General features: G+C 65.6%; 21 protein-coding genes and 1 pseudogene. 10 read left to right on the forward strand and 12 right to left on the reverse strand.

Features of this window, described 5'->3' with window-relative positions:
* Positions 1-197 precede the first annotated feature (197 nt).
* Positions 198-398 (forward strand): annotated as a pseudogene (locus CA2_RS18565) (DUF2061 domain-containing protein); the annotation flags it as partial.
* Positions 399-686, forward strand: a complete 288-nt coding sequence (locus tag CA2_RS18570) for a DUF2061 domain-containing protein (protein WP_042416405.1) — start codon at positions 399-401, stop codon at positions 684-686. It begins immediately after the preceding pseudogene.
* Positions 687-924: 238 nt separating this feature from the next.
* Here the strand turns inward: CA2_RS18570 and CA2_RS10305 are convergent, their stop codons facing one another.
* Positions 925-1,926 (reverse strand): Bug family tripartite tricarboxylate transporter substrate binding protein, encoded by a 1,002-nt coding sequence (locus tag CA2_RS10305; RefSeq protein WP_042416327.1) that lies wholly within the window; start codon positions 1,924-1,926, stop codon positions 925-927.
* A gap of 270 nt (positions 1,927-2,196) precedes the next feature.
* Here CA2_RS10305 and CA2_RS10310 point away from each other — a divergent pair, with 270 nt between their 5' ends.
* The 3 genes from CA2_RS10310 (at position 2,197) to CA2_RS10320 (ending at position 5,590) form a co-directional block, all read left to right on the forward strand.
* Positions 2,197-4,506: an NADP-dependent malic enzyme gene (locus CA2_RS10310; protein WP_042416330.1), complete on the forward strand. Its 2,310-nt coding sequence runs from the start codon at positions 2,197-2,199 to the stop codon at positions 4,504-4,506.
* A 131-nt stretch (positions 4,507-4,637) separates the two neighbouring features.
* On the forward strand, positions 4,638-5,036 hold the full coding sequence (locus CA2_RS10315) for a guanyl-specific ribonuclease (RefSeq protein ID WP_042416333.1): 399 nt from the start codon (positions 4,638-4,640) through the stop codon (positions 5,034-5,036).
* Between the two features lie 128 nt (positions 5,037-5,164).
* Entirely contained in the window at positions 5,165-5,590 is a 426-nt protein-coding gene (locus CA2_RS10320) for a barstar family protein (protein WP_042416336.1), read from the forward strand.
* Positions 5,591-5,676: 86 nt separating this feature from the next.
* On the opposite strand, the gene rsmA is transcribed toward CA2_RS10320, so the two are convergent.
* The 3 genes from rsmA to CA2_RS10335 are packed head-to-tail and all read right to left on the reverse strand — an operon-like array spanning position 5,677 to position 10,338.
* The gene (gene rsmA, locus CA2_RS10325) at positions 5,677-6,450 is read right to left on the reverse strand and encodes a 16S rRNA (adenine(1518)-N(6)/adenine(1519)-N(6))-dimethyltransferase RsmA (protein WP_042416340.1); all 774 of its coding nucleotides are present in this window, start codon (positions 6,448-6,450) and stop codon (positions 5,677-5,679) included.
* Positions 6,451-6,462: 12 nt separating this feature from the next.
* Positions 6,463-7,863 carry a peptidylprolyl isomerase gene (locus CA2_RS10330; RefSeq protein WP_042416344.1) on the reverse strand — a complete coding sequence of 467 codons (1,401 nt, stop codon included), beginning with the start codon at positions 7,861-7,863 and terminating at the stop codon, positions 6,463-6,465.
* 12 nt (positions 7,864-7,875) lie between these two features.
* Positions 7,876-10,338, reverse strand: a complete 2,463-nt coding sequence (locus tag CA2_RS10335; RefSeq protein ID WP_042416347.1) for an LPS-assembly protein LptD — start codon at positions 10,336-10,338, stop codon at positions 7,876-7,878.
* Positions 10,339-10,413: 75 nt separating this feature from the next.
* Between CA2_RS10335 and CA2_RS10340 the strand changes: the two genes are divergently transcribed.
* From CA2_RS10340 to CA2_RS10350, 3 genes are all read left to right on the forward strand, one after another.
* A complete protein-coding gene (locus CA2_RS10340) occupies positions 10,414-11,511 on the forward strand; it encodes an aminoglycoside phosphotransferase family protein (RefSeq protein ID WP_042416350.1) in 1,098 nt (365 codons plus the stop codon).
* 99 nt (positions 11,512-11,610) lie between these two features.
* Positions 11,611-12,354 (forward strand): 16S rRNA (uracil(1498)-N(3))-methyltransferase, encoded by a 744-nt coding sequence (locus CA2_RS10345; protein ID WP_042416407.1) that lies wholly within the window; start codon positions 11,611-11,613, stop codon positions 12,352-12,354.
* A gap of 238 nt (positions 12,355-12,592) precedes the next feature.
* Positions 12,593-13,723 (forward strand): diguanylate cyclase, encoded by a 1,131-nt coding sequence (locus CA2_RS10350; protein WP_042416352.1) that lies wholly within the window; start codon positions 12,593-12,595, stop codon positions 13,721-13,723.
* Between the two features lie 112 nt (positions 13,724-13,835).
* Here the strand turns inward: CA2_RS10350 and CA2_RS10355 are convergent, their stop codons facing one another.
* From CA2_RS10355 to pyrF, 5 genes are all read right to left on the reverse strand, one after another.
* Positions 13,836-15,335 (reverse strand): M20 family metallopeptidase, encoded by a 1,500-nt coding sequence (locus tag CA2_RS10355; protein ID WP_042416356.1) that lies wholly within the window; start codon positions 15,333-15,335, stop codon positions 13,836-13,838.
* A 97-nt stretch (positions 15,336-15,432) separates the two neighbouring features.
* The gene (locus CA2_RS10360; protein ID WP_042416410.1) at positions 15,433-17,421 is read right to left on the reverse strand and encodes a methyl-accepting chemotaxis protein; all 1,989 of its coding nucleotides are present in this window, start codon (positions 17,419-17,421) and stop codon (positions 15,433-15,435) included.
* 163 nt (positions 17,422-17,584) lie between these two features.
* Positions 17,585-18,340 carry a 5'-methylthioadenosine/adenosylhomocysteine nucleosidase gene (locus CA2_RS10365; RefSeq protein ID WP_042416412.1) on the reverse strand — a complete coding sequence of 252 codons (756 nt, stop codon included), beginning with the start codon at positions 18,338-18,340 and terminating at the stop codon, positions 17,585-17,587.
* Between the two features lie 80 nt (positions 18,341-18,420).
* Positions 18,421-20,094, reverse strand: a complete 1,674-nt coding sequence (locus CA2_RS10370; RefSeq protein WP_042416414.1) for a long-chain-fatty-acid--CoA ligase — start codon at positions 20,092-20,094, stop codon at positions 18,421-18,423.
* 294 nt (positions 20,095-20,388) lie between these two features.
* On the reverse strand, positions 20,389-21,219 hold the full coding sequence (pyrF, locus tag CA2_RS10375; protein ID WP_042416418.1) for an orotidine-5'-phosphate decarboxylase: 831 nt from the start codon (positions 21,217-21,219) through the stop codon (positions 20,389-20,391).
* A gap of 38 nt (positions 21,220-21,257) precedes the next feature.
* On the opposite strand from pyrF, the gene CA2_RS10380 reads away from it, so the two are divergent.
* Both CA2_RS10380 and CA2_RS10385 read left to right on the forward strand, forming a co-directional pair.
* The gene (locus tag CA2_RS10380; protein ID WP_042416358.1) at positions 21,258-22,142 is read left to right on the forward strand and encodes a DMT family transporter; all 885 of its coding nucleotides are present in this window, start codon (positions 21,258-21,260) and stop codon (positions 22,140-22,142) included.
* 162 nt (positions 22,143-22,304) lie between these two features.
* Positions 22,305-22,898, forward strand: coding sequence for an exopolysaccharide biosynthesis protein (locus tag CA2_RS10385; protein WP_042416361.1), 594 nt, complete (start codon positions 22,305-22,307; stop codon positions 22,896-22,898).
* Between the two features lie 116 nt (positions 22,899-23,014).
* Here CA2_RS10385 and CA2_RS10390 read toward each other — a convergent pair whose 3' ends face one another.
* From CA2_RS10390 to purB, 3 genes are all read right to left on the reverse strand, one after another.
* Positions 23,015-24,208, reverse strand: coding sequence for a phosphoglycerate kinase (locus CA2_RS10390; protein ID WP_042416364.1), 1,194 nt, complete (start codon positions 24,206-24,208; stop codon positions 23,015-23,017).
* Positions 24,209-24,287: 79 nt separating this feature from the next.
* Positions 24,288-24,848 carry a YaeQ family protein gene (locus CA2_RS10395; protein ID WP_042416367.1) on the reverse strand — a complete coding sequence of 187 codons (561 nt, stop codon included), beginning with the start codon at positions 24,846-24,848 and terminating at the stop codon, positions 24,288-24,290.
* A 147-nt stretch (positions 24,849-24,995) separates the two neighbouring features.
* Positions 24,996-26,375 (reverse strand): adenylosuccinate lyase, encoded by a 1,380-nt coding sequence (gene purB, locus CA2_RS10400; RefSeq protein WP_042416369.1) that lies wholly within the window; start codon positions 26,373-26,375, stop codon positions 24,996-24,998.
* Positions 26,376-26,715: the final 340 nt, after the last annotated feature.

The following is a 26,715-nucleotide window of genomic DNA, read 5'->3' on the forward strand; positions in this document are numbered from 1 at the left end:
CGTAAAGCGCACATCTTGCCCGCTTTGGGCAAGCGGATGGAATTGACGCACAAACCGTCACGCTTTAGGGCGGCGTCATGCCCACAGCCTGCGGGGTGTGGCATAGGGACGGTGTATGGCAGGTATTGAAACTATCGAATTCAATTCGAAATTGATAACAACTATCATTTCTGCATTGATCTGACCGAGGAGCCGCCATGTCCCCCCTGCACCACCTGCTGCGCCAGCACGCCACCGCCTTGTTGAAGGCGGGTAGCTACTACGGCGTGCACATCGTGGTGGCCGCCGCCGTGGCCTATGCGGTCACCGGCAACTGGCTGGCGGCCCTGACGCTGAGCCTGTTGGAGCCCTCGGTCCAGGTGGTGGCCTACTTCCTGCACGACAAGGCCTGGGCCCGGGTGTCGCTGGCACGCTACCGCACCCTGCTGAAGACGGTCAGCTACTACGGCGTGCACCTGGTGGTGGCGGCGGGCGTGGCCTATGCGGTCACCGGCGACTGGGTGGCGGCCCTGACGCTGAGCCTGCTGGAGCCCACGGTGCAGATGCTGTTCTTCTACCTGCACGAGACGCTGTGGGAGCGCCAGGCGCAGCGCCGCCCGTCCGCGGCAGGGCCGTGCGCTGCGGCGGCAGCCGGCCCCCAGCTGCCGGTCTGCGGCCACCGCAGCGTGCTGCAGCACAGCGCTTGAACCCCCGGGAGCCCACGATGCCTATCTCAACATGGACCCGGTTTGCCCAATGGCTGGTGCAGCGGCTGGCCGGCCTGGCGCCTTGCCACGGCTAAAAAAGGAAGCGCGCAGCGCTTGATGAATCAGGCTTTACGATACAAAACTACCGCAAATCCTTTCAGATTGAGCGCAACCTGCTCATAAAAAAACCCTGCACACCAGGGCGTGCAGGGTGGATGGGCGCGCGGGCGGCGCAGGCTCAGTCCAGCGTGATCTTGGCGGTCTTGATCACTTCGCGCCACTTGTTGATTTCGCTGTTCAGGAACACCACCGACTCCTTGGGCGACAGGCCCGAGGGCAGCACGCCCACAGCGTCCAGCTTGGTCTTCACATCCTCCTGGGGCAGGATCTTGGCGATCTCGCGGTACAGGCGGTCGATGATGGGCTGGGGGGTGCCGGCCGGCACGGCGGCCATGAACCAGGCGTCGGCGGTGAAGCCTTTGAGGCCGGCCTCATCCATGGTGGGCACCTCGGGCATGGCGGGCAGGCGCGTGTTGTGCGCCACGGCCAGGGCGCGCACATTGCCGGCCTTGAGCTGCGAGTTGATGGTCACGGCCGTCAGGAAGCCGAAATCGGTCTCCCCCGCCACCAGCGACACCACGGACGGGGCGCTGCCCTTGTAGGGCACGTGCGTCACGTTGACCTGCGCCTGGATGGCGTACAGCGCGCCGCCCAGGTGGTTGGGGCCGCCCGTGCCGGACGAGGGGTAGTTCAGCTTGCCGGGGTTGGCCTTGGCCGTGCCGGTCAGGTCAGCCAGCGACTTCAGCGGGCTGTTGTGACCCACCGTCAGCACCAGCGGGCTGCGGCCCACCAGGCTGATGGGGGCCAAGTCCTTGAGTGGGTTGTAGGGCAGCTTGGGGTACAGGCCGGGGGCCATGGACATGCCGCCCACATCGCCCAGCACGATGGTGTAGCCATCGGGCGCGGACTTGGCCACGCGGTCCACGCCGATCGTGCCGTTGGCGCCGGGCTTGTTCTCCACCACCACCGAGGTGTTCAGGCTCTCGCTCAGCTTCTGCGCCAGCAGGCGGCCCAGGATGTCGGTCGAACCACCGGGCGAGAACGGGATCACCAGCGTGATCGGTTTGCTGGGGTAGGCATCGGCCGCGTGGGCGGCGCCCGTCCAGGCGGTGGCCGCCAGTGCCACCGCGCCCAGGGCTGCGCGCCAGCCGCCCGCCAAAGAGTGAGCCAAGTGAGTCATTAGTTCTCCTAATTCGTGGTTAGTGTTGTTAATGGTGGCCAGCATATCGGCAAAACGCGCCGTGGCGGCCGGTCAGGCCGTCTGTTTGCGCGCATGCGGGGCTGCTGGATTGGGCATGTTCTGGTTGCAGGTGTTTGACCCGCCCCCAGTACTGGATAAGCCGTGTTTTTGATAGCAACCACCTACAATGGATCGCTCAATTCCAAAGATTGAACACGGCCAGCCGCCGGAGTGCAATCAATTTATCAGCGTCCTGGGAGACGAGACGACATGTCCGAGAACACCACCCCCGCCCTGCCCGACAAGCGCGCGCTGCTGCGCCAGTCCGCCCTTGAGTACCACCAGTTCCCCAAGCCCGGCAAGGTCGCCATCGCGGCCACCAAGCCCATGGCCAACCAGCACGACCTGGCGCTGGCCTATTCGCCCGGTGTGGCGGCCCCCTGTGAAGAGATCGTCAAGGACCCTGCGGCCGCGTTCAAGTACACCAGCCGCGGCAACCTGGTGGCGGTGATCTCCAACGGCACAGCGGTGCTGGGCCTGGGCGACATCGGCGCGCTGGCGTCCAAGCCGGTGATGGAAGGCAAGGGCGTGCTGTTCAAGAAGTTCGCCGGCGTGGATGTGTTCGACATCGAGATCAACGAGAAAGACCCGCAAAAGCTGGTCGACGTGATCGCCGCGCTGGAGCCCACCTTCGGCGCCATCAACCTCGAAGACATCAAGGCACCCGAGTGCTTCTTCGTGGAGCGCGAGCTGCGCAAGCGCATGAACATCCCCGTTTTCCACGACGACCAGCACGGCACGGCCATCACCGTGGCGGCGGCCATGGTCAATGCACTGAAGGTCGCGGGCAAGAACATCGGCGAGATCAAGCTGGTGGCCTCGGGCGCCGGTGCGGCCGCCCTGGCCTGCCTGAACCTGCTGCTGGAAGTCGGCCTGAAGCGCGAGAACGTGTTCGTCACCGACATCGCCGGTGTGGTCTACGAAGGCCGTACCGAGCTGATGGACGAAGACAAGGCGCTGTTTGCGCAAAAGACCGACCTGCGCACCCTGTCCGAAGTGATCGCAGGCGCGGACGCCTTCCTGGGCCTGTCCGCCGGCAACGTGCTGAAGAAGGACATGGTCGCCAAGATGGCGGCCAAGCCCATCATCTTCGCCCTGGCCAACCCCAACCCCGAAATCCTGCCGGAAGACGTCAAGGCCGTGCGCGACGACGCCATCATCGCCACCGGCCGCACGGACTACCCCAACCAGGTCAACAACGTCCTGTGCTTCCCCTACATCTTCCGTGGGGCCCTGGATTGCGGCGCCACCACCATCACCACCGAGATGGAAATCGCAGCCGTGCACGCGATTGCCACCTTGGCCGAGGCCGAGCAGTCGGAAGAAGTGGCGGCCGCCTACGTTGGGCAGAGCCTGAGCTTTGGTGCCGAGTACCTGATTCCCAAGCCTTTCGATCCGCGCCTGATGCTGGTCGTGGCACCGGCCGTGGCCAAGGCTGCGGCCGAGTGCGGCGTGGCCCAGCGGCCGATCCAGGACATGGATGCCTACCGCGAGCACCTCAAGACCTTCGTCTATGCCTCCGGCACCGTGATGAAGCCCATCTTCACCGCCGCCAAGAAGGCCGCCAAGAAGCGCGTGGCCTACTCGGAAGGCGAAGAGGAGCGCGTGCTGCGTGCGGCCCAGATCGTGGTCGATGAGCGCATCGCCCGCCCCACGCTGATCGGCCGCCCGGCCATCATTGCCCAGCGCATCGAGAAGTTCGGCCTGCGCATGGAGGAAGGGCGCGACTATGACGTGGTGAATGTCGAGCACGACGAGCGCTACCGCGATTTCTGGCAGACCTACCACCGCATGACCGAGCGCAAGGGCATCACCGCCCCGATCGCCAAGATCGAAATGCGCCGCCGCCTGACGCTGATCGGCTCCATGCTGCTGCACAAGGGTGAGGTCGATGGCCTGATCTGCGGCACCTGGAACAACACTGCCATCCACCTGCACTACATCGACCAGGTGATCGGCAAGAAGGCCGGTGCCACCACCTACGCCTGCATGAACGGCCTGATGCTGCCCGAGCGCCAGGTGTTCCTGGTCGACACGCACGTCAACTACGACCCCTCGGCCGAGCAACTGGCGGAGATCACCGTGATGGCCGCCGAGGAAATGATGCGCTTCGGCATCAAGCCCAAGGTGGCGCTGCTGAGCCACTCCAACTTCGGCTCCAGCAACCAGCCCAGTGCCATCAAGATGCGCCAGACCCTGGAGCTGCTGCGCGTGCAGGCGCCCTGGTTGGAAGTGGACGGCGAGATGCACGGCGATGTGGCGCTGGACGGAGAGGCCCGCGCCAAGCTCATGCCCAACAGCTCGTTGACGGGTTCCGCCAACCTGTTGGTGCTGCCCAACATCGATGCCGCCAACATCTCCTACAACCTGCTCAAGCAGGCGGCCGGCGGTGGTATCGCCATCGGTCCGGTGCTGCTGGGCGCCAGTCAGCCCGTGCATGTGCTGACCCCCAGCACCACGGTGCGCCGCATCGTGAACATGACGGCGCTGACCGTTGCGGACGCGAACGCCGCACGCTGAGCCGGTCTGCATCAAGAAAGGGCTGATTGCTGGTGGCAATCGGCCCTTTTTTCTTGCAATTTGCAGGGGGCTGGGTCACACTTGCGGTCGATTTTCTGGGCGGAGCCAGGACTTCTGAAAGGTGTTGCGTAATGCGGGATGCGACCATCCGGCGCGTGTTGCGGGCCGTTGGGGCCATGGCGGTGGGCTTGGCGCTGGCCGGGGGGATGCCACTGGCGCAGGCCAGGGGGCCATTGCCCGTGGAGTCGGTGGCTCTGGCAGAGCTGCCTTCGCAAGCGCGCACCACCTATCGTTTGATTTTCCAGGGCGGCCCTTTTCCCTACGACAAGGATGGCTCGGTGTTTGGCAATCGGGAGCGCCTGCTGCCGGCCTACCCCCGGGGGTATTACCGGGAATACACCGTCAAGACACCCTGGGCCCGCGACCGCGGCGCGCGGCGCATCGTCTGCGGTGGCGCGCCCCCGAACCAGCCCGAAGCCTGCTACTACACCAGCGACCACTACAACAGTTTTCGGAAGATCACGCCATGAGTGCACTTGACTTGGACTGGAATCGCAGCCATCCCGCGTTGGGGAACTTGTGGGTTAGCGCGCTCTCCATCACACCTTCTGCCCCAACTTTGTGTGGGCACCTACGATCGATAGAAAGAACTCCGGAGATGGACACTTCGTCTTGTCCCGAACCTCAAAACCTCTTGCGTGGTGTGCGCAGCAACATCGTGCAGTCCATCCGTGCGTTCCGCATCAGCGACCTGCAGCAGGCCGCCCAGGCCACCGGCCAGCATTTCCTCTACGCCAACCTGGCCCACGCACAGACCAAGCAGGACGCCCTGGACCTGATTGCGGTGCAATTCCACTTTCCCGCCCACTTTGGCAAGAACTTTGACGCCCTGTACGACTGCCTGACCGATCCGCTGCACAAGGCCGGGCCCCAGCCTGGGTTTGTGGTGGTGCTGGACCAGCTGCCGATCGCGCACAAGTTCGACAAGGAGGTGCGCGAGCAGTTTCTGGACTGCTTCCGCGATGCGGCGGATTACTGGGCCGAGCGCAAGATTGCCTTCCGCTGCTTTTACTCTTTCCTTTGAGGCTCAATGCCCACAAAAAAGCGCCCCTTAAGGGCGCTTTTTTTTATGCCTCGCATCGGCTTTGGAGGCAGGTGGCGTATGCGTTGTCAGCTCTCTTTTTGAGAGAGTTGTGCGGCCAGCGCCTCGTATTCGGCCACGGGCACTTCTTCGGCACGGCGCTGCAGGTCGAAGCTCCCGGCAAAGCCTTGGTCCTCCAGCCATTTGCCCAGCGTGTTGCGCAGTATCTTGCGGCGCTGACTGAAGGCCACGCGCACCAGATCTTCCAGCAGCTGCGGGTTCAGCGCCGCAGGTTGGGCCCTGGGTACCATGCGCACCACGGCGCTGTTGACCTTGGGCGGCGGATCAAAGCTCTCGGGTGGCACAAACAGCACGTTCTCCATGGCGTAACGCCACTGCAGCATCACGGACAGGCGGCCGTAGTCTGAGGAACCGGCGTCGGCCACCATGCGGTCGATCACTTCCTTTTGCAGCATGAAATGCTGGTCCTGCACCACGTCCACATGCTCGAGCAGGTGGAACAGGATGGGCGAGGAAATGTTGTAGGGCAGGTTGCCGGCGATGCGCAGCTTGGGCGCGCCCAGTTCGGCGGCCAGGGCGGTGAAATCCACCTTGAGCACGTCGGACTCGATCACGCGCAGCTGTGGCTTGCTGCGCAGTCGTGCGGCCAGGTCACGGTCCAGCTCGATCACGGTCAGCTGGCCAGTGCGCTCCACCAGGGGCTGGGTCAGCGCCATCAGGCCGGGCCCAATCTCGACCAGGGGCTGGCCGGGCTTGGGATCGATCGCGGCCACGATGGAGTCGATGATGCCGTGGTCGGTCAGGAAGTTCTGACCGAAGCGTTTACGGGGAATATGTTTCACGCAGAGAAAAATTTATTGTGGTGGCTCGCGGTATTCCACATAGGCCTGGCCGCGCAACTCCTGCAGCCAGGTGGCCTGCGCTTTCTCGAGCTTTTGTTCGCGCACCACGTCGCGCAGCATTTCGCGCTGCTCGCGTGGGGTCAATGTGGCTTGGCGACGTTCCACCAGTTGGATCAGGTGCACGCCAAAGCGTGACACCACCGGTTGGCTGACCTGTCCGGGCTGCAGGGCGTTCAGGGCTTGCTCAAACTCTGGGACGTAACGGCCCGGGCCTGCCCAGCCCAGGTCGCCACCACTGGCGGCGCTGCCGTCTTCCGAGTATTGGCGGGCCAGGTCCTCGAAGCGGGCGCCACGGTCCAGGCGCTGGCGCAGCTCCAGCAGTTGCTGGGCAGCTTCACGTTCGCCCAATTGTGGCGAAGTGCGCAGCAGGATGTGGCGTGCATGGTTTTGTGTCACCACGGCGGCCACGCCATTCGCGCTCTTGTCCACGACCTTCAGGATGTGGAAGCCTGCGGCCGAGCGGATCGGGCCGACGACACCGCCCACGGGCGTGGTGCCCACGGCCTCGATGAACAGGCTGGGGTAGCGGTTGGCCGGGCGCATGCCCAGGATGGCCTGCCCGCCCTCGGAGAAACGGCGCGCCACGGTGGCAAAGTCGGGTTCGCTGCGGGCGGCCTGCAGGGCCTGTTCGGCCAGGGCCTGGCGTTGTGCCACTTCGGCCGGGCTGGCGCGCTCGGGCACGGTGATCAGGATGTGCCCCAGGTTGATGGTGCTGTTGGCCATGTCGGTCTGGCCGCCCTGGCTGCGTTGCTCGGCCATGTAGCGGTCGATGTCCTGCTCGGACACGCGCACGCGGCCATCCACTTCGCGCTCTTGCAGGCGCTGCATCAGCATCTGGTTGCGGATCTCGTCCCGGAACATCTTCTCGGTCACACCCTGGCCGGCCATTTCGCGGCGCATGGCGTCGGCACTCATGCCATTTTGGCGGGCCAGGTTCTGGATGGCCTGGTCTACGGCGTAGTCGTCGACCTTGATACCGGTTTCCTTGGCCGTCTGGATTTGGGCCTTCTCCACAATCAGGCGCTCGAGCACCTCACGGGCGAGTTCGTCCTGGTCCGGGGTCTGGCGGGCACCCTGGGCCTGCATGGCTTGCAGGACCCGGCGCATGCGGGCGCGGACCTCGTTGTTGGTCACAGGTTCCGAATTGACGATGGCCACGATGTAGTCGGCCGAGCGCAGCCCGGCTGCCTCGGGCGCGCGGGGGGCCGGCTGGATGGAGCTGGACAGGGCGCGGGACAGGTCCTGGGCACCAGGCTGGCGCATGCCTTGTGCATGGACCACCCCCGCGGACACAGCGGCCGCACAGACAAGCCCAAGGGCGAAATGGCGTGGCATAGAAATCAGGTGACGCATGGGGGAAACAGGTTAGTCGTAATTGCTGAAACGGCTGGGCACGGGACCAGTGCGATCACGCAAAGGTCGATAGCCCGGGACATTCTCTTGGAGGCTGCTCAGGGGGTTCGCACCCAAGCTTAAGCGAGAGAAGCCGACGAATTCAATTTGGAAGAGAAGTCGGGTGTTGGCATCGGTGCGACTGTTTTGCAACCGCTCGACGACCACCCGCCCGATCCAGCAGCAGCTGTCATATTCAAAGCCGACGATGGCATCGACCAGTTTTTTGTCCTGCATGCTGTAGTTCAGGCGACCCACGCTGTACCAGCGGCCACCGCCTGTCGCTTCACCCAAAGCATTCTTGTTGCCGGCATTGAGTGGCCATTGCCAGCCAAAGTCGACCTGCTCGCTGCCCGCGTTATTCGCTAGCACGCTGTTTTCTCGCTGGTAACGATAGGCGGCACTGAGGACCTTGTATGGCGCGGGGGTATAGCGACCGCTGATCGACGAGCGTGTGGTGCGTTGGCGATCTCGGTTGTATTGCACCAGGGCATCGGTATTCCAACGTTTGCTCCATGTCACACCGCCGCCCACCAGAATGTCAGACCAGCCTTTTTCTCCGCGATTTGGGTCGTCGAGCGAAAGCCCAACCCGTTGATCTTCAAAACGTAGGCGTTGGGCGATCCCTAAGCGTGCTACCTCCGCTCCATCGTCGGGTTGAATGTAGCGGGTGGTCACGCCAACCGTCAGCATGTGGTTGTCGGCGATGCGGTCACGCCCTGAATAGCTGTTTTCGCTGTAGATGGAGCCAAAGTTGAAGTCGGTGAGTGCCGTGTCATACAGCGGCAACATGTTCTGGTCACGGTAGGGGGTGTAGGTGTAGAACGCCCGGGGTTCCAGCGTCTGCACATACTTGCGGCCCAGTGCCAAAGTATCCCGCTCAAAGACCAGCCCACTGTCTAGGCTAACGGTAGGAATGACTAGGGACTTGCTGTTCTGCCGGGAAGCCGAAAAGTCGTCGAATTGGTAGCTGCTGGCATGTAACTGGACCTTGGGGGTGATGAATCCGCCTGGCAGCAAGAAGGGGCGACTCACTTGCGTGAGCGCATAGCTGCGTTGTCCGTTGTCGGCGTGCTTTTTCCCATCCCAGGTATCGGCTTCAAAACGCGTGGTCTCTGCCATCAAATTAACGTCCCAGCCCTGGGTCGCCCAATCGGTCGTGTCATAGCGCCACTGCAGTTGCGGCATCCGATTGAAAGGGGGGGCAATTGGTGCATCAAGATCTTGCAGAACCTGCCACTTTTGAGCATAGAGCGAAACGCTGTGGCGCCCCGAGGCCCAAGACAGACGACCATCGCTGCTGAGCAGCCGATGGTCTGTGCTGGAGCTCCCCGCAAAACTACTGCCCTCTCCTGGCATGCGGCTAAAGTCGCGCCAATAGTTGTCGTCGCTGACACGTTTTAGGTTCCAACTCAGGCCGAGGCTTCCGATGGCGGTTGTCAGCGAGGTGGTGTGTTTCCAGTTGTAGCCCCAGCGATCACGATCACGCAGCTTGTCACTCGGCATGTACAGCGTGTCCAGCAAACCGGAATAAGTGGGCTCAAGATAGCGGAACTCTGTGCCCAGGCTCACCCCACGTTTGGTCATCAGCGTAGGCGTGATGGTGGCATCGCGGTTGGGGGCGATGTTCCAGTAGTAAGGCTGGCTGTACTCCAGTCCGCTTTTGCTGTCGATGCCGATGGTGGGGGGCAGCAGCCCTGATTTGCGCTTGTCGGACAGCGGGAAGCTGATGGCGGGCACTGGCAGGATGGGCACGCCCTTGAATTCCAGTGCCCCGCCGTAGGCGACGCCCACATCTTCCACATGGTCCAGCTCGATCCGGTTGGCGCGGATCATCCAGTCGGGTTCCCAGCTGGCGCTGTCATCGCGCAGGCAGGTGGTGTAGGTAGCGCGGTAGACCACAGTGTGGTCGCGGTCGAGGAACTGCACCCGGTCGGCGTCACCATGGCCCTGGGTGGCCAGGAACTGGTAGGTGGCGTTGTTGAAATCGCCCTGGAAGGCATCCACCTGCATCTTCAGGGCGGTGCCCTGGTAGACATTGCCGCCGTGGTTGATGTGGACGTTGCCTTGGGCGTTGACGGTGTCGTCGGCCAGGGTGTATTCCACCCGATCGGCGCGGATCACGGTGTCGGCGCGGCGCAGTTCGGCACCGCCTTCCAGCACGGCGTTGATGTCCGCCTGGCCCGTGATCTGTTCGGCCCGGATGTACGAGGGCAGCTGGCCGCGCAGCGTGGGGTCCACGGCTTCCTGCAGCTGGGCGCTGGGCTTGAGTTGCGGGGCGGGCAGGGCACTGTGCCACAGGCTGTGCCCGGTCTGGCCTTGCGCGTGGGCGGTCCAGGGGGTCGTGGCAGCCCAGACCAGCGCCAGGGACGCGGCCAGCGGGCGCAGACGGTGGGGCAAGGGCTGCGATGTCAGGGCGGGGGCGTGGGAACTCACAGGCGCATGTAGTCGGTGCGGGGATGGAGGGCAAGCCCAGAGGTCATCCGAGCCGTTTGTAGAATCGGATTATCCATGAGCGATCCTATCCTCCCTCCATCTTCCGTTGTTTGGGCCGACGCCGGTCGTCAAACTTTGTTTGCACACTGGCTGTCGGGCTTGGTGCAGCCGCATGCGCTGCGCCCGGAAAGTCTACGCCCCGCCTCGGCCGATGCCAGCTTTCGCCGCTACCTGCGCATCGACACGCAGCAGGGCGGCAGCCTGATCATCATGGATGCCCCGCCCGATAAGGAGGACTGCCAGCCCTTCGTGCGCGTGCAGGCGCTGATGCAGGCGGCCGGCCTGCCCGTGCCCCAGGTGCTGGCCTGGGCGCAGGCCGAAGGCTTCATGCTGCTGACCGACGTGGGCCAGCGCACGCTGATCGAGATCCTGCACCCCGACCAGCCCCGCGAGGCCGAGCCCTGGTACCGCGAGGCCACCGACCTGCTGCTGCGCTGGCAACTGGCGTCCCAGCCCGGCGTGCTACCAGCCTACGACGAGGCCCTGCTGCGCCGGGAGTTGCAACTGTTTCCGGATTGGTACATTGCCCAGCACCGCCAGTGTGCGTTGGATGACAAGCAGCAGGCGGTGTTGACCAAAGCCTTTGACACCATCGTGGCGCACAACCTGGCCGTGCCCAGTGTCTATGTGCACCGCGACTTCATGGCGCGCAACCTGATGCTGCCCACGCAGCCCGGAGGCGGCCTGTCGGTGCTGGACTTCCAGGACGCGGTGTACGGCCCGGTCACCTACGACATCGCCAGCCTGTTGCGCGATGCCTTCCTGACTTGGGAGGAAGACTTCGTCATCGACATCACCGTGCGTTACTGGGAGAAGGCGCGCAATGCCGGCCTGGTCGGCGCCAAGAGCGCCAGCGGCTGGGGCGACGACTTCGGCGAGTTCTACCGCGCCGTGGAATGGATGGGCCTGCAGCGCCACCTCAAGGTGGCCGGCATCTTCGCGCGGCTGACGCTGCGCGACGGAAAGCCCAAGTACCTGGCCGACACGTCGCGCTTCATCCACTACCTGCGCTCCACCTGCAGCCGCTACCGTGAGCTGGGGCCGCTGCTGCGCCTGATCGACCAGATCGAGAACATCCAGCCCCAGGTGGGCTACGCCTACGGGCGCATGTAAAACCATAGCTGTTGGCGCTTGATGTTGCTGGTTTTCAAATTGAAAAGTATTTGAAACCTAGGCTTGTCGAGCGCTGGCAGCTTCTTTTTTGAGGCTGCCATGCCACGCTTTCACTGCCCCTTGCCGCTGTCCGCGGGCCTGGACGTCGACCTGCCCGCCGGAGCGGCGCGCCATGTGCAGGTGCTGCGCCTGCAGCCCGGCGACACCATCACCCTGTTCGAAGGGGCGCAGGACGGCCCGGGCGGCGAGTGGCAGGCCACCATCGTGCGCATGGGCCGCAGCGATGTGCAGGTGCGCGTGGACCAGCACCACCCCACCGAACGCGAAAACCTGCGCCCCGTGCACCTGCTGGCTGGCATCACTGCCAACGAACGCATGGACTGGCTGGTGGAAAAGGCCACGGAACTGGGTGTGACCAGCATCACCCCCCTGCTGGCCGAGCGCAGCGTACTCAAGCTCAAGGGCGAGCGCGGCGACAAGAAGCGCGCCCACTGGCAGGCCGTGGCCGTGGCCGCCTGCGAGCAGTGCGGTCGCAACCGCGTGCCCGTGGTCCACGAGGCTGTGACGCTGGCGCAGTGGCTGCAGGCCCAGCCCCAGGCCCACGGCGCCCTGCGTGCCGTGCTGTCGCTGGCCGACGGCACCCAGCCCCTGCCCAGCCTGCTGGCCGCGGGCGATGCTGGCCCCGCCCAGCCGGTCTACTTCCTGTCCGGTCCGGAAGGCGGGCTGACGGCGGCCGAAGAGGCGTTGGCGCGCAGCCACGGATTCGCCCCGGTGACCTTGGGGTCACGCGTGCTGCGGGCCGAAACCGCCCCCCTGGCCGCCCTGGTGCTGGCCACGGCCTGAGTGGCGCCCACTGACCGGTGCCCGGCGGCGTCCGTTCAGCCGGTGGGGCAAAACAACATTTATTGAACATTGATAAGTAGAAACCCTGGGTTTCTCTTTTTAGACCCTGTCCAAAATGCTTGTAACTAATTTTTACAAACATTGAAGTCTGGCGGCACGACCCCTGGGCTTGGAAAGGGGCGCTGACTTGGGCAGCTTGGTGCGGCGGGGCGCTGACATACTCTTTTCGACCGACCCCATGCTGCGGGTGCGGGCCAGCATGGCCATGCTGGCCGTCTGGCTCATGGTCTGCAGCAGCGGCGTCATGCTGTGGCTGGCGCACGCCGGCTATGCCTCGGTGGTGGCCATGACCTGGTGGGCCCTGGTGGCCACGGGCGGGCTGGTGGTGATGGCCGCCCTGGTGCGCCTGGACCTCACGGCGACCTGGCGCGATCCGGCGCTGACCTTTCCGCAAATCCTCTGGGCCGTGACCAGCAGCGCCGTGGCCTATGTGCTGATCGGGGAGGTCAAGGGCGTGATCCACGGCCTGCTGGCGCTGACGCTGCTGTTCGCGGCGCTGAACCTCAAGGCCAAGCAGATCGTGGCCGTGTCGCTGTATGCGCTGGGCACCTTCTCGCTGGCGGTGCTGTTCTCCATCCACCTGAGCCATGAAAGCGCGCCGGAGATCGCCTATGCGGCCGTGCTGCTGATCATGCTGCTGGGCTGCATGCTGCTGAGCCTGCAGCTGTACCAGCTGCGCGTGCGGCTGCGCCGCCAGCGCCAGGAGCTGGTGCTGGCCCTGGCCGAGAACCGCGAGCTGGCCTCGCGCGATCCGCTGACCGGCGTGCTCAACCGCCGCCACATGCTGGAGCTGATGCACCTGGAGCAGCGCCGCTGCCTGCGCGGGCAGCGCACCATGCTGCTGGCGCAGATGGACATCGACCACTTCAAGCAGATCAACGACACCCATGGCCATGGTGTGGGCGATCTGGCACTGATGACCTTCACCCAGGTGGTGCGCGAGAACATCCGCAGCTCCGACGTGCTGGCGCGCTGGGGGGGCGAGGAGTTCGTGCTGCTGCTTAGTGACACCCACCTGGACGGCGCCCTGCTGACGCTGGAGCGGGTGCGTGCGGCGGTCGAGGCCGCCGAGGTCGAGGGCGGGCCGCCGGGCTTGCGCATGACCGTGTCCATGGGCCTGGCCGAGCACCAGCCCGGCGAGGCGGTGGAGCTGACGCTGGACCGGGCCGACAAGGCCTTGTACGCGGCCAAGCACGCCGGGCGCAACCGCGTGGCGCTGGGCGAGGGCATGTTGCCACCGCCTGCGACGCCGGCCGCGTCGGGGCCGGCACCTGCCCGTGTGCCGGACGAGGTGCTGGAAGATATGTGAGCAGCTGGCGCTCGTCTGCCGGACATTTCAGGTCGTTAATACGCTGAAAACAAGAAAGCACCTGCGCCAGGTGCTTTCTTTTTGGGAGTGCCTTGCGGGCGCTGCGCGGGGGTCAGTCGCGGCCGGCCGCGGTGGCCGGCATGGGCATGGCGGCGATCACCTGGGCCACCGCTGCCGTCAGCTTTTTGGCATAGGGCACGTGCAGGAATTCGTTGGGGCCGTGGGCATTGCTCTTGGGGCCGAGCACGCCGCAGACCATCATCTGCGCTGTAGGGAAGCCCTGGCTGAGCATGTTCATCAGCGGGATGGTGCCGCCCTGGCCGATGTAGCCGCAGTCCGCGCCAAAGTGGGCGCGGCTGGCGGCGTTCAGCGCGTTTTCGAACCAGTGGGTCATGGGCGGCGCATTCCAGCCGCTGGAGCTGGACAGGCCTTCCCAGGTCACCTTGGCCTGGTAGGGGGCGTTGTCCTCCAGCAGTGTCTTCATCTCCTGCACGCAGGTGGCGGCATCCACCAGGGGCGGCAGGCGCAGGCTGAGCTTGAAGGCGGTGTAGGGCCGCAGCACGTTGCCGGCGTTCTGCAGCGTGGGGAAGCCTTCCGCGCCAGTGACGGACAGCGTGGGCTCCCAGGTGCGCTTGAGCAGGGCCTGCACCGGGTCGGTGGTGGTGGGCAGGGCCACCAGGGTGGAACCACCGCAGTCGTGGTGCGCCCAGGGGAAGCGTCGGTAGGTCTCGTCGCCCAGGATGGCGGCGGTGGCGCGGGCCTGGGCCAGGCGTTCATCGGGCACCTCGCAGTGGAAGCTGGCGGGCAGCATGCGGCCGGTGGCGCTGTCTTCCAGGCGGTCCAGCACCTGGCGCATGATGCGGAAGGACGAGGGCACCAGGCCCGAGGCGTCGCCCGAGTGGATGCCTTCGGTCAGGATCTCCACCTTCAGCGTGCCGCTGGCCATGCCGCGCAGGCTGGTGGTCAGCCACAGCTGGTCGTAGTTGCCGGCGCCGCTGTCCAGGCAGATCACCAGTTCCACCTCACCCAGGCGGGGGCGCAGGGCGTCGATGTAGGGCAGCAGATCGCGCGAGCCGCTTTCCTCGGCCGTCTCGATCAGGCCGACGATGCGCGGGTGGGGCACGTTCTGGCTCTTGAGCGCCTGCACGGCGGCCACGCTGGCGTAGACGGCGTAGCCATCGTCGGCCCCGCCGCGGCCATACAGCTTGCCGTCCTCGTACTTCGGCGTCCAGGGCCCCAGGTCGCTGCGCCAGCCTTCGAATTCGGGCTGCTTGTCCAGGTGGCCGTACATCAGCACCGTGGGCGCACCGGGGGCGTTGGCGCCGGGCTGGGTGCCTTCGACTTCAAAGAACAGCACCGGCGTGCGGCCTTCCAGGCGCACGATCTCCAGCTTCAGGCCGGCCACCTTCTGCGCGTCCACCCAGGTGGCGGCGTTGCGCAGCACCGTGTCCAGCAGGCCCTGGGCCGCCCAGTCGGGGGCGAACATGGGCGATTTGGCGGGGATGGCGATGTAGTTCTTGAGCTGGGTGACGATGTCGCGGTCCCACTGCTGGCTGACCTGCGCCAGCGCCTGGGTGGTGTCCAGCGCGGTGGGGGGAATGCGTGCGTTCATGGCGGTCTCCTGAAAGGCGTGGCGGCGCGGGGCCGCCGATGGTCCCGATTGTGCGCCAACCACCGCGGTGGCCGGGCGATGGCGCACGGGTTGTGGGTCAACCGCGGGGCAGCAGGGCCTGCGGGGCCGCCGGGCTGTCGCCGGAGAGCTTGAACACGGCCACCGAGGCTTCCAGCCCCTGGGCCTGCTGGCGCATGCTTTGCGAGGCGGCGGCCGACTCTTCCACCAGCGCGGCGTTCTGTTGGGTCATCTGGTCCAGCGCCATGACGTCCTGGTTCACCTGGCTGATGCGCGTGGACTGTTCGGAGGCCGAGGCCGCGATGTCGCCGATGATGTCACCGACGCGCTGCACGGAGCCCACGATCTCGTCCATGGTCTGGCCCGCGTCCTGCACCAGGCGGGCCCCGGAGGCCACCTTGTCGACCGAGGTGTGGATCAGGGCTTTGATCTCCCGCGCCGCTTCGGCGCTGCGCTGGGCCAGGGTGCGCACCTCGCCTGCCACCACGGCAAAGCCGCGGCCCTGCTCGCCGGCGCGGGCGGCCTCCACGGCCGCGTTCAGCGCCAGGATGTTGGTCTGGAAGGCGATGCTGTCGATCACGCCGATGATGTCGCCGATCTTGCGGCTGCTGGCATCGATCTCGCCCATGGTGGTCACCACGTCCCCCACCACCTGGCCGCCGCGCGCCGCGACTTCGGCCGCCGAGGTGGACAGTTGGTGGGCCTGGCGCGCCGCGTCGGCCGACTGGAGCACGCCCTGGGTGACCTCCTCGATGCTCTGCGCGCTGCGCGCCAGGCTCTGGGCCGTGTGCTCGGTGCGCTCGGACAGGTCGGCATTGCCCTGGGCAATCTGACTGCTGGCGCTGGCAATGCTGTGGGCGGCCACATTCACCTGCTGCAGCATGGCGACGTAGCGCTGGCGCATGCCTTCGACTTCCTGCACCAGGGCCCCCACTTCGTCACGGCGCCGGCTGTGGAAGGGCTGGGTCAGGTCGCCCTGGGCAATGCGGGTGATGGCCTGGGTCAACTCGCGCAGCGGGGCGGTGATGCCACGCTGCAGGGTCCACAGCAGGCCCAGTGCCAGCACGACCAGGGCGGCACCCATGGCTCCCCACAGGCCCCACAGCGCCTGGCGCTGGGTGGCCATGGCCTCGCGGTCGGAGACTTCGGTGATCACCCACCAGCCATTCTGGGCGGGACGCATGATGGCCCAGGGGTCTTGGCCCTGCTCAGGCAACAGGGGCGTGACCTGGGGCACAAAGCCATCGCTGTCACTGGCCATCTCTTCCAGCGAAGCCCGGGCCTGGGGGAACACTTCCAGCACCTTGCGACCACCGTGGGTGCTGTGTGCCACGAAGACGGCGTCTTCCAGGCGCTTGCCCGGGGCGATCACCATGGCCCCGCCGTGTTCGAACAGGCGGGTGCTGGTCACCTGCTGCTGCATGGCGGCCTGGAAGGCGCTCAGGTCCGTGCCCACAAACAGGATGCCAACCACTTGGTTGGCCGCGTCGCGCAGCGGCACATAAGCGGTCATATAGGGCTTGCCGAACAGGTTGGCGCGGCCCACGTACGACTGGCCGGCACGCAGCAGCGCATAGGCCGGGTGCTGGTGGTCCAGCGTGGTGTGCATCACGCGCTCACCCTGGGTGTTGCGCAAGGAGGTGGCGATGCGCACAAAGTCCTCGTCCCGGCGGGCAAACACCGTGGCCACGCCGCCGGTGTCGTTGCTGAACTTGTCGACGGTGGCAAAGTTGTCGTGCAGCGAGTGGCCGTCCAGACGGAGGGTACCGGTCGCAGCATCCAGCGCGACCGTGCCGCGGTAGTACTGGCCAAAGGCTTGCGAGGCGCGCTCCACCATGCGCCGGTTGGCCTGTTCCACGGTGTCGATGGAGGCCACCAGCCCCTGGGTGGCGTGCTGGACGCTGTTGCGCAACTGGGTGCGGGCGGTGTCGGTGCTGAGGTGGGTGATCACGCCGCCCAGCACCAGCAGTACCAGCGCGAGCATGCCGATGCCCAGGGCGGTCACCTGGCGAGCGAGGGAGCGGTGGGCGGTCGGGGGGGCGTGTGTGGTGGGGGCCTGGGGCTGCATGGCGTTGTGGGGCAAGGCGTGGGGGGCGTCAAAACTCAAAGCGCCAAGCATCGATATAAATCAATGGCTTGGCGCTGGATCGGATTGTAGGGAGCGCATGCGGTCAGTCAGTGATTACACCTAGATACCTTCCGGATATGGGGTGTGTGACGTTGCAGGCGGGCTACAGGCGGGCGTGGGCGAGCAGGTGGTCCACCATGTGCAAGGCGTAGCGGCTGGCGATGCGCTCGACGAATGCGGGGAAGTCCACGTGGGCGCTGTCGTCGGCGCGGTCGGAAATGGTGCGGATGGCGGCAAACGGCAGGCCGTAGTCGGCACACACCTGGGCGATGGCCGCACCTTCCATTTCCACGGCCAGGGGAGCGTGTGCGGCCGTCTGCAGATCGTCCACGATGCGCTGCGAGGCTTCGGCCGTGGCGATGAACTGGTCGCCACTGACCACCAGGCCCGCGTGGGCGCGCGGTGCGCGTGCGCCCAGCAGGGGGTCCTGCCAGGTCGCGGCCTGGGCCGTGCAGGCCTGCGCGGCCTGCTGCAGGCGCTGCACCAGGGCCGGGTCGCAGGCAAAGGCCGCAGCCCCATAGCCCGGCACCTGCCAGCGCGGGAACAGGGGGCGCACATCCATGTCGTGCTGCAAGAAAGCCTGGGCCACGACCACGTCGCCCACTTGCACCCCGGTGCCAATGCCACCGGCCACGCCGGTGAAGACCAGCTGCTGCACATCCAGGTGCTCGATCAGGGTGGTGGTGGTGGTGGCCGCCGCCACCTTGCCGATGCCGGTCAGCCCCAGCACCAGGGGCTGGCCGTGCAGGTGGCCGCGCACAAAGCGCCGGCCGGCACGGGTCACGACCTGGGTGTCTTCCAGCAGGGCGGCCAGGCCGTGTTGTTCTTCGGGCAGGGCGCTCAGGATGGCGAGGGTCATGGCACGGCTTTCGGGCATGCAAAACGGCCCCGCAGGGCCGTTGGGTGGGACACAAAGGTCCGCCAGTGTACGGGCTGGGCTCAGCGCAGTTCACGGCGCAGGATTTTGCCCACCGGGGTCTTGGGCAGCTCGCTGCGGAACTCGATCACGCGCGGCTGCTTGTAGCCGGTGAGGTTGTCGCGGCAGAACTTGCGCAGCGTCTCTTCGGTCAGGCCGGCGTCCTTCTTGACCACCACCAGCTTCACCGCCTCGCCGGTCTTCTCGTCGGGCACGCCGACCACGGCGCACTCCAGCACGCCGGGGCACATGGCCACCACTTCCTCTACCTCGTTGGGGTAGACGTTGAAGCCGCTGACCAGCACCATGTCCTTCTTGCGGTCCACGATCTTGATGTAGCCGCGCTCGTCCATGGTGCCGATGTCCCCGGTGAGGAAGAAGCCGTCGGTGGTGGTGACTTTGGCGGTCTCATCGGGACGTTGCCAGTAACCGGCCATCACCTGCGGGCCCTTGACCGCAATTTCGCCGGTCTTGCCCAGCTCGGTCACGGTCTGGCCGTCCTCGCCGACCAGCTTCACCTCGGTGCTGGGCACGGGCATGCCGATGGTGCCGGTGAATTCCTTGGCGGTCACCGGGTTGCAGCTGACCACGGGGCTGGTTTCCGACAGGCCGTAGCCCTCGACGATGGGGCAACCGGTCTTTTCCAGCCACAGCTTGGCCACCGCACCTTGCACGGCCATGCCGCCGCCGACCGAGACCTTCAGGTGGCTCCAGTCCACGCTGTTGAAATCCGGGTGGTGGGCCAGCCCGTTGAACAAGGTGTTCACCGCCGGGAAGTTGTGGAACTGGTGTCGCGACAGCTCCTTGAGCGTGCCCGCCAGGTCGCGCGGATTGGGGATCAGGATGTTCTTGCCGCCGGTGTGCATGGCCAGCATCATGTTCACGGTGAACGCGAAGATGTGGTACAGCGGCAGGGCGCAGACGCTGGTCACCTGCTCGCCGCTCTTGCGGATGTTCTGCAGCACGGGGTTAAACCAGGCTTCGCACTGCAAGGTGTTGGCGATGATGTTGCGGTGCAGCAGCACAGCCCCCTTGCTCACGCCGGTGGTGCCGCCGGTGTACTGCAGCACGGCGATGTCGTTGGGCCCGATGGCGGGGCGCTTGAAGGGCGCGCGGGCACCCTGGCGCAGGGCCTCCTTGTAGCGCACGGCCTTGGGCAGGTTGAAGGCGGGCACCAGCTTCTTGACGTTGCGCACCACGTAGTTGACCAGGGCACCCTTGAGCGTGCCCAGCGTGTCGCCCATGGCGCACAGCACCACATGCTCGACGGCGGTCTTGTCTATGCACTGCTGCAGGGTGTGGGCGAAGTTCTCGATGATGACGATGGCCTTGGCGCCGGAGTCCTTGAGCTGGTGCTCCAGCTCGCGGGCGGTGTACAGCGGGTTCACGTTCACCACCACGTAGCCGGCACGCAGGATGGCCGCCACCGCCACGGGGTACTGGGTCACGTTGGGCATCATGATGGCGATGCGCTCGCCCTGCTGCAGCCCCAGCGACTGGAAGTAGTTGGCCAGGGACTGGCTTTGCCGGTCAATCTCGCCGAAGCTGCTGTCCTTGCCCATGAAGGAATACGCAGCGCGCGGGGCATAGGCCTTGAAAGCCTGCTCCATCAGCTCTACGAGAGAGTGGTAGCTGCTGGGATCAATTTCGGTGGGCACGCCTTCGGGATAGGCCGCCAGCCAAGGACGCTCGCTCATGCTGTTGTCTCCGCTCATTGTTGTGATGCCGAATCGGCAGACATGGCGGTGGATGGCACCCTCCCCATGCCCAGGGTCCAGGCCCTTTGCCAGGATTGTGGTGGGAGGGTTTCCGGGGGCATCTCTGTGCTAACCCTAGGTTTTTAGCGTATCGAATATCTTCTACGTAAAAAAACGAACGACAGTGCGTTTTTTGCGACAACGGTTGATCTCCATCAGCTGCGGCAGCCATGAAAAAAGCCCGCGCTGCGGGCAAGCAGGGCGGGCGGTGCGGGGTGCCGGTGGTGCGTTGCGTCAGGCGGCTTGGGCCGCGCGGTTCAGCGTGTCCCGGGTGTCCAGGGCTGCCTGGCGTGCGGCAGTGGCAAAGTCATCCCCGGAAGAGGCGTACAGGATGGCGCGCGAGGAATTGATGATGATGGGGCCGCCGCCGATGCGGGCGGCCTTCACGGTGGCCACGGCATCGCCGCCCTGCGCCCCCACGCCGGGGATCAGCAGGGGCAGGCTGGGGGCCACGGCGCGCACGCGCTCGATCTCGTGCGGGCGGGTTGCGCCCACCACCAGGCCGAGCTGGCCGTTGGTGTTCCAGGGGCCCTGGGCCAGCTTGGCCACGTGCTCGAACATCTGGGGCTGGCCGGGCAGATCGGCCAGCGTCTGGGCCTGCAGGTCGTCACCGCCGGGGTTGGAGGTGCGGCACAGCAGGAAGGCGCCCTTGCCCGCGTACTTCAGGTAGGGCGTGATGGAGTCGAAGCCCATGAAGGGCGACAGGGTCACGGCGTCGGCACCGTAGCGCTCGAAGGCTTCCTTGGCGTACTGCTCGGCGGTCGAGCCGATGTCGCCGCGCTTGGCGTCCAGGATCACGGGCACGTGCGGCGCCACCTTGCGCATGTGGTCCATCAGCTTTTCCAGCTGGTCTTCGGCGCGGTGGGCGGCAAAGTAGGCGATCTGGGGCTTGAAGCTGTTCACCAGATCGGCGGTGGCATCGACAATCGCGGCGCAGAAGTCGTAGATCTTGGAAGCGTCGCCACGCAGGGCGGCGGGGAACTTGGAGGGCTCGGGGTCCAGTCCCACGCACAGCATGGAGTTGTTGCGCGTGGACGCGTCGCGCAGCATGTCGAGAAAAGTCATGAGCAGCAATTGTAGGTGGCGGGCACAATCTACGCCCTATGCCTGCCTTTACCCCCCGACAACTGACTCTTCTGGTGCTCTTGACGCTGATCTGGGGGGTGAACTGGCCCGTCATGAAGCTGGGCGTGATGCACTTTCCGCCGCTGAGCTTCCGCGCCCTGTCCATGTGGATCGGCGTGGCCGTGGTGCTGGTGGTGCTGCGCCTGCAGAACCAGCCGCTGGGCATTGCCCGGGCGCACTGGGGCACGCTGGCGCGGCTGACGCTGTTCAACATGGTGATCTGGCACTGCCTGGTGATCGTGGCCATGCCCATGGTGTCCAGCGGGCGCGCGGCCATCCTGGGCTACACCATGCCGATCTTCTCCGCCGTGCTCGGCAGCCTGGTCTGGCGCGACCGCCTGGCGGGCCGTGCCTGGTGCGGGGTGGGGGCGGCCTTCCTGGGGGTGTTGCTGCTGCTGTGGCACGAGTTCGGTGCCCTGGGCAGCCGGCCCACGGGCGCGCTCATGATCCTGTTTGCCGCGTTCTGCTGGGCCATCGGCACGCAGATGATGCGCCGCGCCGCCATGCCCGTGCCGGTGCTGACCATGGCCTTCTGGATGATGCTGGTCACCGCGCTGGTGCTGTCGCTGGGGGCCTTCACGCTGGAGCGGGCGCAGTGGCAGAGGCCGGACGACGTGGCCCTGGGCACCATCCTGTTCAACGGCCTGCTGGTCGTGGGTTTTGCCCAGGTGGTGTGGTTTGTGCTGGCGCGCAGCCTGCCGCCCGTGGCGTCGACGCTGAGCGTGATGTTCATCCCGGTGCTGGGCGTGTTCAGCGGCGCCTGGTGGCTGGGCGAGGTGCTGCACTGGCAGGACTGGACGGCCGTGGGCCTGATGGTGCTGGCGATCGCCTCGGTGCTGTGGCCGGCGCGCAAGGCGGGCTGAGGGGCCTGCATGGACGGTGCTTCATGCGGGCGGCCGCATTTTGTGTGACCATGCCGGCGCAGCCCGCGGTCGGGTGCAACTTTTGCCGCCCGGCGCACTCCCACTGCGCTCGGCCAGTACCGCCGCCCGGGTTGGACTTTTTCAGGCTTTACAAAGGATTCCATGCTGAGCCACCTGCTCACCTCCATCATCAACGACATCCACGGCGACACCATCACGCTGCGCAAGCTGCTGGAGCGCTGCGGCCGTGAAGGCATGCTGCTGGTCTGCGCCATCGCCTGCCTGCCGTTCCTGATTCCCGTCTCCATCCCCGGGGTGTCCACGGTGTTCGGCGCGGCCATCGTGCTGCTGTCGACGGCGCTGTTCCTGGACCGCCTGCCGTGGCTGCCGCAGCGCATCCTGGACAAGGACCTGGACGCCAACAAGCTCAAGCCCGTGCTGCACAAGGGCGTGGGCATGGTCGGCAAGCTGGACCGCTGGCTGCAGCCGCGCTGGTCGGGCCTGACCACATCGCCTATGCAGCGCTTCAACAGCGCCGTGCTGGTGTTTGGCGGCCTGCTGCTGATGGCGCCGCTGGGGCTGATTCCGTTCTCCAACACCGTGCCGGCTGTGGGCATCCTGCTGCTGACCGTGGGCATGATGCAGCGCGATGGCGTGTTCGTGCTGCTGGGCTACCTGGGCCACGTGCTCACGGTGGTGTACTTTGGCGTGCTGGCCTACCTGGCCTGGGTGGGCGGCAATTTCGTGCTCAGCTGACGCGGCACGGCGGCAGTGATCGCCCCCATGCAAAAAGCCACCGCAAGGTGGCTTTTTTTGATAGCTGCCAGCGCAGGTAGGACAAGCGCTGGAGGCCAATTTGGCCGTGAACGGGTTTAGCCGTTGGCGCGTTTTTCCAGGATTTCGAAGGCCGGCAGGGTTTTGCCTTCCAGCACTTCCAGGAAGGCGCCGCCGCCGGTGGAGATGTAGCCCACCTGGTCCTCGATGCCGTACTTGGCGATTGCGGCCAGGGTGTCGCCACCGCCGGCAATGCTGAAGGCGGGCGATTCGGCAATCGCCTGGGCCACGACCTTGGTGCCGTTGGCGAACTGGTCGAACTCGAACACGCCCACAGGGCCGTTCCAGACGATGGTGCCGGCGCTCTTGAGCATCCCGGCCAGCTTGGCGGCGGTTTCGGGGCCAATGTCCAGGATCATGTCGTCGTCGGCGACTTCGGTGGCTTGCTTCACGGTGGCCACGGCGTCGGGCGCGAAGGCCTTGGCGGTCACCACGTCGGTGGGCACGGGCACGGCGGCGCCGCGTGCGGCCATGGCGTCGATCACGGCCTTGGCTTCACCGACCAGGTCGGGTTCGGCCAGCGACTTGCCGATTTTCAGGCCGGCGGCCAGCATGAAGGTGTTGGCGATGCCGCCGCCGACGATCAACTGGTCCACGTTCTTGGCCAGGGACTGCAGGATGGTCAGCTTGGTCGACACCTTGGAGCCGGCCACGATGGCGGCCAGGGGGCGTGCAGGCGCGGCCAGGGCCTTGCTGATGGCGTCGATCTCGGCCGACAGCAGCGGGCCGGCGCAGGCCACGGGTGCGAACTGGGCGATGCCGTAGGTCGTGCCTTCGGCGCGGTGGGCGGTGCCGAACGCGTCGTGCACGAAGATGTCGCACAGGGCGGCCAGCTTGCGGGCCAGTTCTTCCTTGTTCTTCTTCTCGCCCACGTTCACGCGGCAGTTCTCCAGCAGCACCACCTGGCCGGGCGCCACCCGCACGCCGTCCACCCAGTTGGCGACCAGGGGCACGTCGCGGCCCAGCAGCTCGGACAGGCGCTTGGCGACGGGGGCCAGCGAATCGGCGGGCTTGAATTCGCCTTCGGTGGGGCGGCCCAGGTGGCTGGTCACCATCACGGCGGCGCCGGCCTTCAGGGCCATCTCGATGGCGGGCACCGAGGCGCGCACGCGGGTGTCTTCGGTGATGTCACCGGCGTCGTTCAGGGGCACGTTCAGGTCGGCGCGGATGAAAACGCGCTGGCCCTGGACTTTGCCTTGGGCGCACAGGTCGGAGAAGCGAAGGATGTTCATGGCAGCAACCGTGGAAGTCTTGTAGAAGAGTGGAATACGAACTGGGGCGCATTGTAGGTGCGCGCCCCTCGAAAACGCCTTATTTCCAGCGTTCGGGCTCGACAAACACCGTGCCCTTGTCGCTGGACAGGGTCAGCTGGCCTTCCTGGATGGTGGCCTGCAGTTGCATGCTGCGCTCGGCCAGGTTGCCCAACTCTTGCGCCACCTCGGAGGGGATGAAGTGCACCTGCAGCTTGCTCTGGCGGCCCACCTTGCCCTCCAGCCCCTTCCACCAGACGCTGGCCGCGTGGTTGAAGGGGTAGACGATCACGTGGTCGGACTTGTTGCAGGCCTTGGTGATGGGCTTTTCCTCGGGCTGGCCGACTTCGATCCACAGGCGCTTGGCGCCGGTGAAGTCGGTGATGTGCACGTCCGGATCGTCCGGGTCGGACAGGCCCACGCCAAAGCCCAGGGTGCCGTCGCCGTTGCACAGGTCCTGCAGCTGCCAGGCATTGAGGGCCAGCGCGACCAGGCGGATCATCATGCGGTCGTCGGTCTCGCTGGGGTGGCGCGCCAGGGTCAGGTTGTGGTCGGCGTAGTAGTTGTGGTCGATGTCGGCGATCGACAGGTTGGCTTTGTAAACCGTGGATTTCAGGGCCATGGCGGGCGTTCTCGCAGTGCGTGCCCGCGGGCGGGCTGAAAAGATTTTTTCAAAAACAAGAGCTGCCTGCGCAGGTGTTTCCTCGCTTTGGCAGCTCTTTGATGCTGAAACGCTTGCATGGCAAGCGCTGTCAGCTATGGTTTTGCGTTAGACGCGGCGGGCCAGCTCGGCCGCCTTGCCGATGTAGGAGGCCGGTGTCATGGCCAGCAGGCGGTCCTTGTCGGCCTGGGGAATGTCCAGGCTGCGGATCAGGTGGTGCAGATCGGCCGCCTGCACGGTCTTGCCGCGCGTGACTTCCTTGAGCTTTTCGTAGGCGCCGGCCACGCCGTAACGGCGCATCACGGTCTGGATGGGCTCGGCCAGCACTTCCCAGGCGTGGTCCAGGTCTTCCTGCAGGCGCTCCTCGTTCAGCTCCAGCTTGTTCAGGCCGGTCATCAGCGAGGTGTAGGCCAGGGTGGCGTAACCCAGGGCCACGCCGATGTTGCGCAGCACGGTGGAATCGGTCAGGTCGCGCTGCCAGCGGCTGACGGGCAGCTTTTCCGACAGGTGCTTGAGCAGTGCGTTGGCCAGGCCCAGGTTGCCTTCGGCGTTCTCGAAGTCGATGGGGTTGACCTTGTGCGGCATGGTGGACGAGCCGATTTCGCCCGCCTTCAGCTTTTGCTTGAAGTAGCCCAGCGAGACATAGCCCCAGACGTCGCGCGAGAAGTCCACCAGGATGGTGTTGGCGCGGGCCACGGCGTCGAAGAACTCGGCCATGTAGTCGTGGGGTTCGATCTGGATCGAATAGGGCTGGAAGTTCAGGCCCAGACCCTGGGGCTCGGGCGTCTCGATGACCTTCTTGGCGAAGGCTTCCCAGTCGAAGTCGGGCCAGGCCGACAGGTGGGCGTTGTAGTTGCCCACGGCTCCGTTCATCTTGCCCAGCACCTTGACGTTGGCGATCTGCTCCGTGGCCTTTTGCAGGCGCACCAGCACGTTGGCGATTTCCTTGCCCACGGTGGTGGGGCTGGCGGTCTGGCCGTGCGTGCGGCTGAGCATGGGCACATCGGCGAACTGGTGCGCCATCTCGCGCAGCTTCAGCGTGATGCGGTCCAGTGCCGGCAGCACCACCATGTCACGGCCCACGCGGATCTGCAGGGCGTGGCTGGTGTTGTTGATGTCCTCGCTGGTGCAGGCAAAGTGCACGAATTCCGCAGCCTTCTGCAGCTCGGGGCGGCCATCGAACTTGCCCTTGATCCAGTACTCCACGGCCTTCACGTCGTGGTTGGTCGTCTTCTCGATCTCCTTGATCGCCGCTGCATCGGCTTCGGAGAAGTTGCTCACCAGACCGTGCAGGTAGGTGCGTGCACCTTCCGACAGCGGGGCAAACTCCGCAAAGCCAGCATCCGACAGCGCGATGAACCAGGTGATTTCCACCTGCACGCGGCGGTGCATGTAACCCTGCTCGCTCATGATGGGGCGCAGGGCAGAAAGTTTGGCGGCGTAGCGGCCGTCGAGCGGGGAGAGGGCGGAGATGGTGGACAGACTCATGGGGCGTGATTGTAGGTGGCCCGGCTTTGATCTGCACTGCCGGGTCTCCACATCCCATGGACGCGGCCCCGGAAAAAACAAGGGCACCGCGGCGGGTGCCCTTCGTCGAAATAAAAAGGTTGCGAAGCGTCCTGAAGCGAATTAAGAGAGGGAGGGAGGAGATGCACCCCAAGACGGACAGCCACCGCTCAAGTCGGGGCAGGCTTCGCAACACTAAAACTGGCAGGATCCAATCCCTGTCAAGCAGTCAGAGCAGGCAGTTCGGGGAAAGTTCCCAAAATTTTTCTGCCTGGGTCTTGCTTCAGGCCATCATAGAGCCAGCAGTTTTTCCAGTGGTAGG

Origin of the sequence: Comamonas aquatica NBRC 14918 (assembly GCF_000739875.1) — a bacterium.
GTDB lineage: Bacteria > Pseudomonadota > Gammaproteobacteria > Burkholderiales > Burkholderiaceae_C > Comamonas > Comamonas aquatica.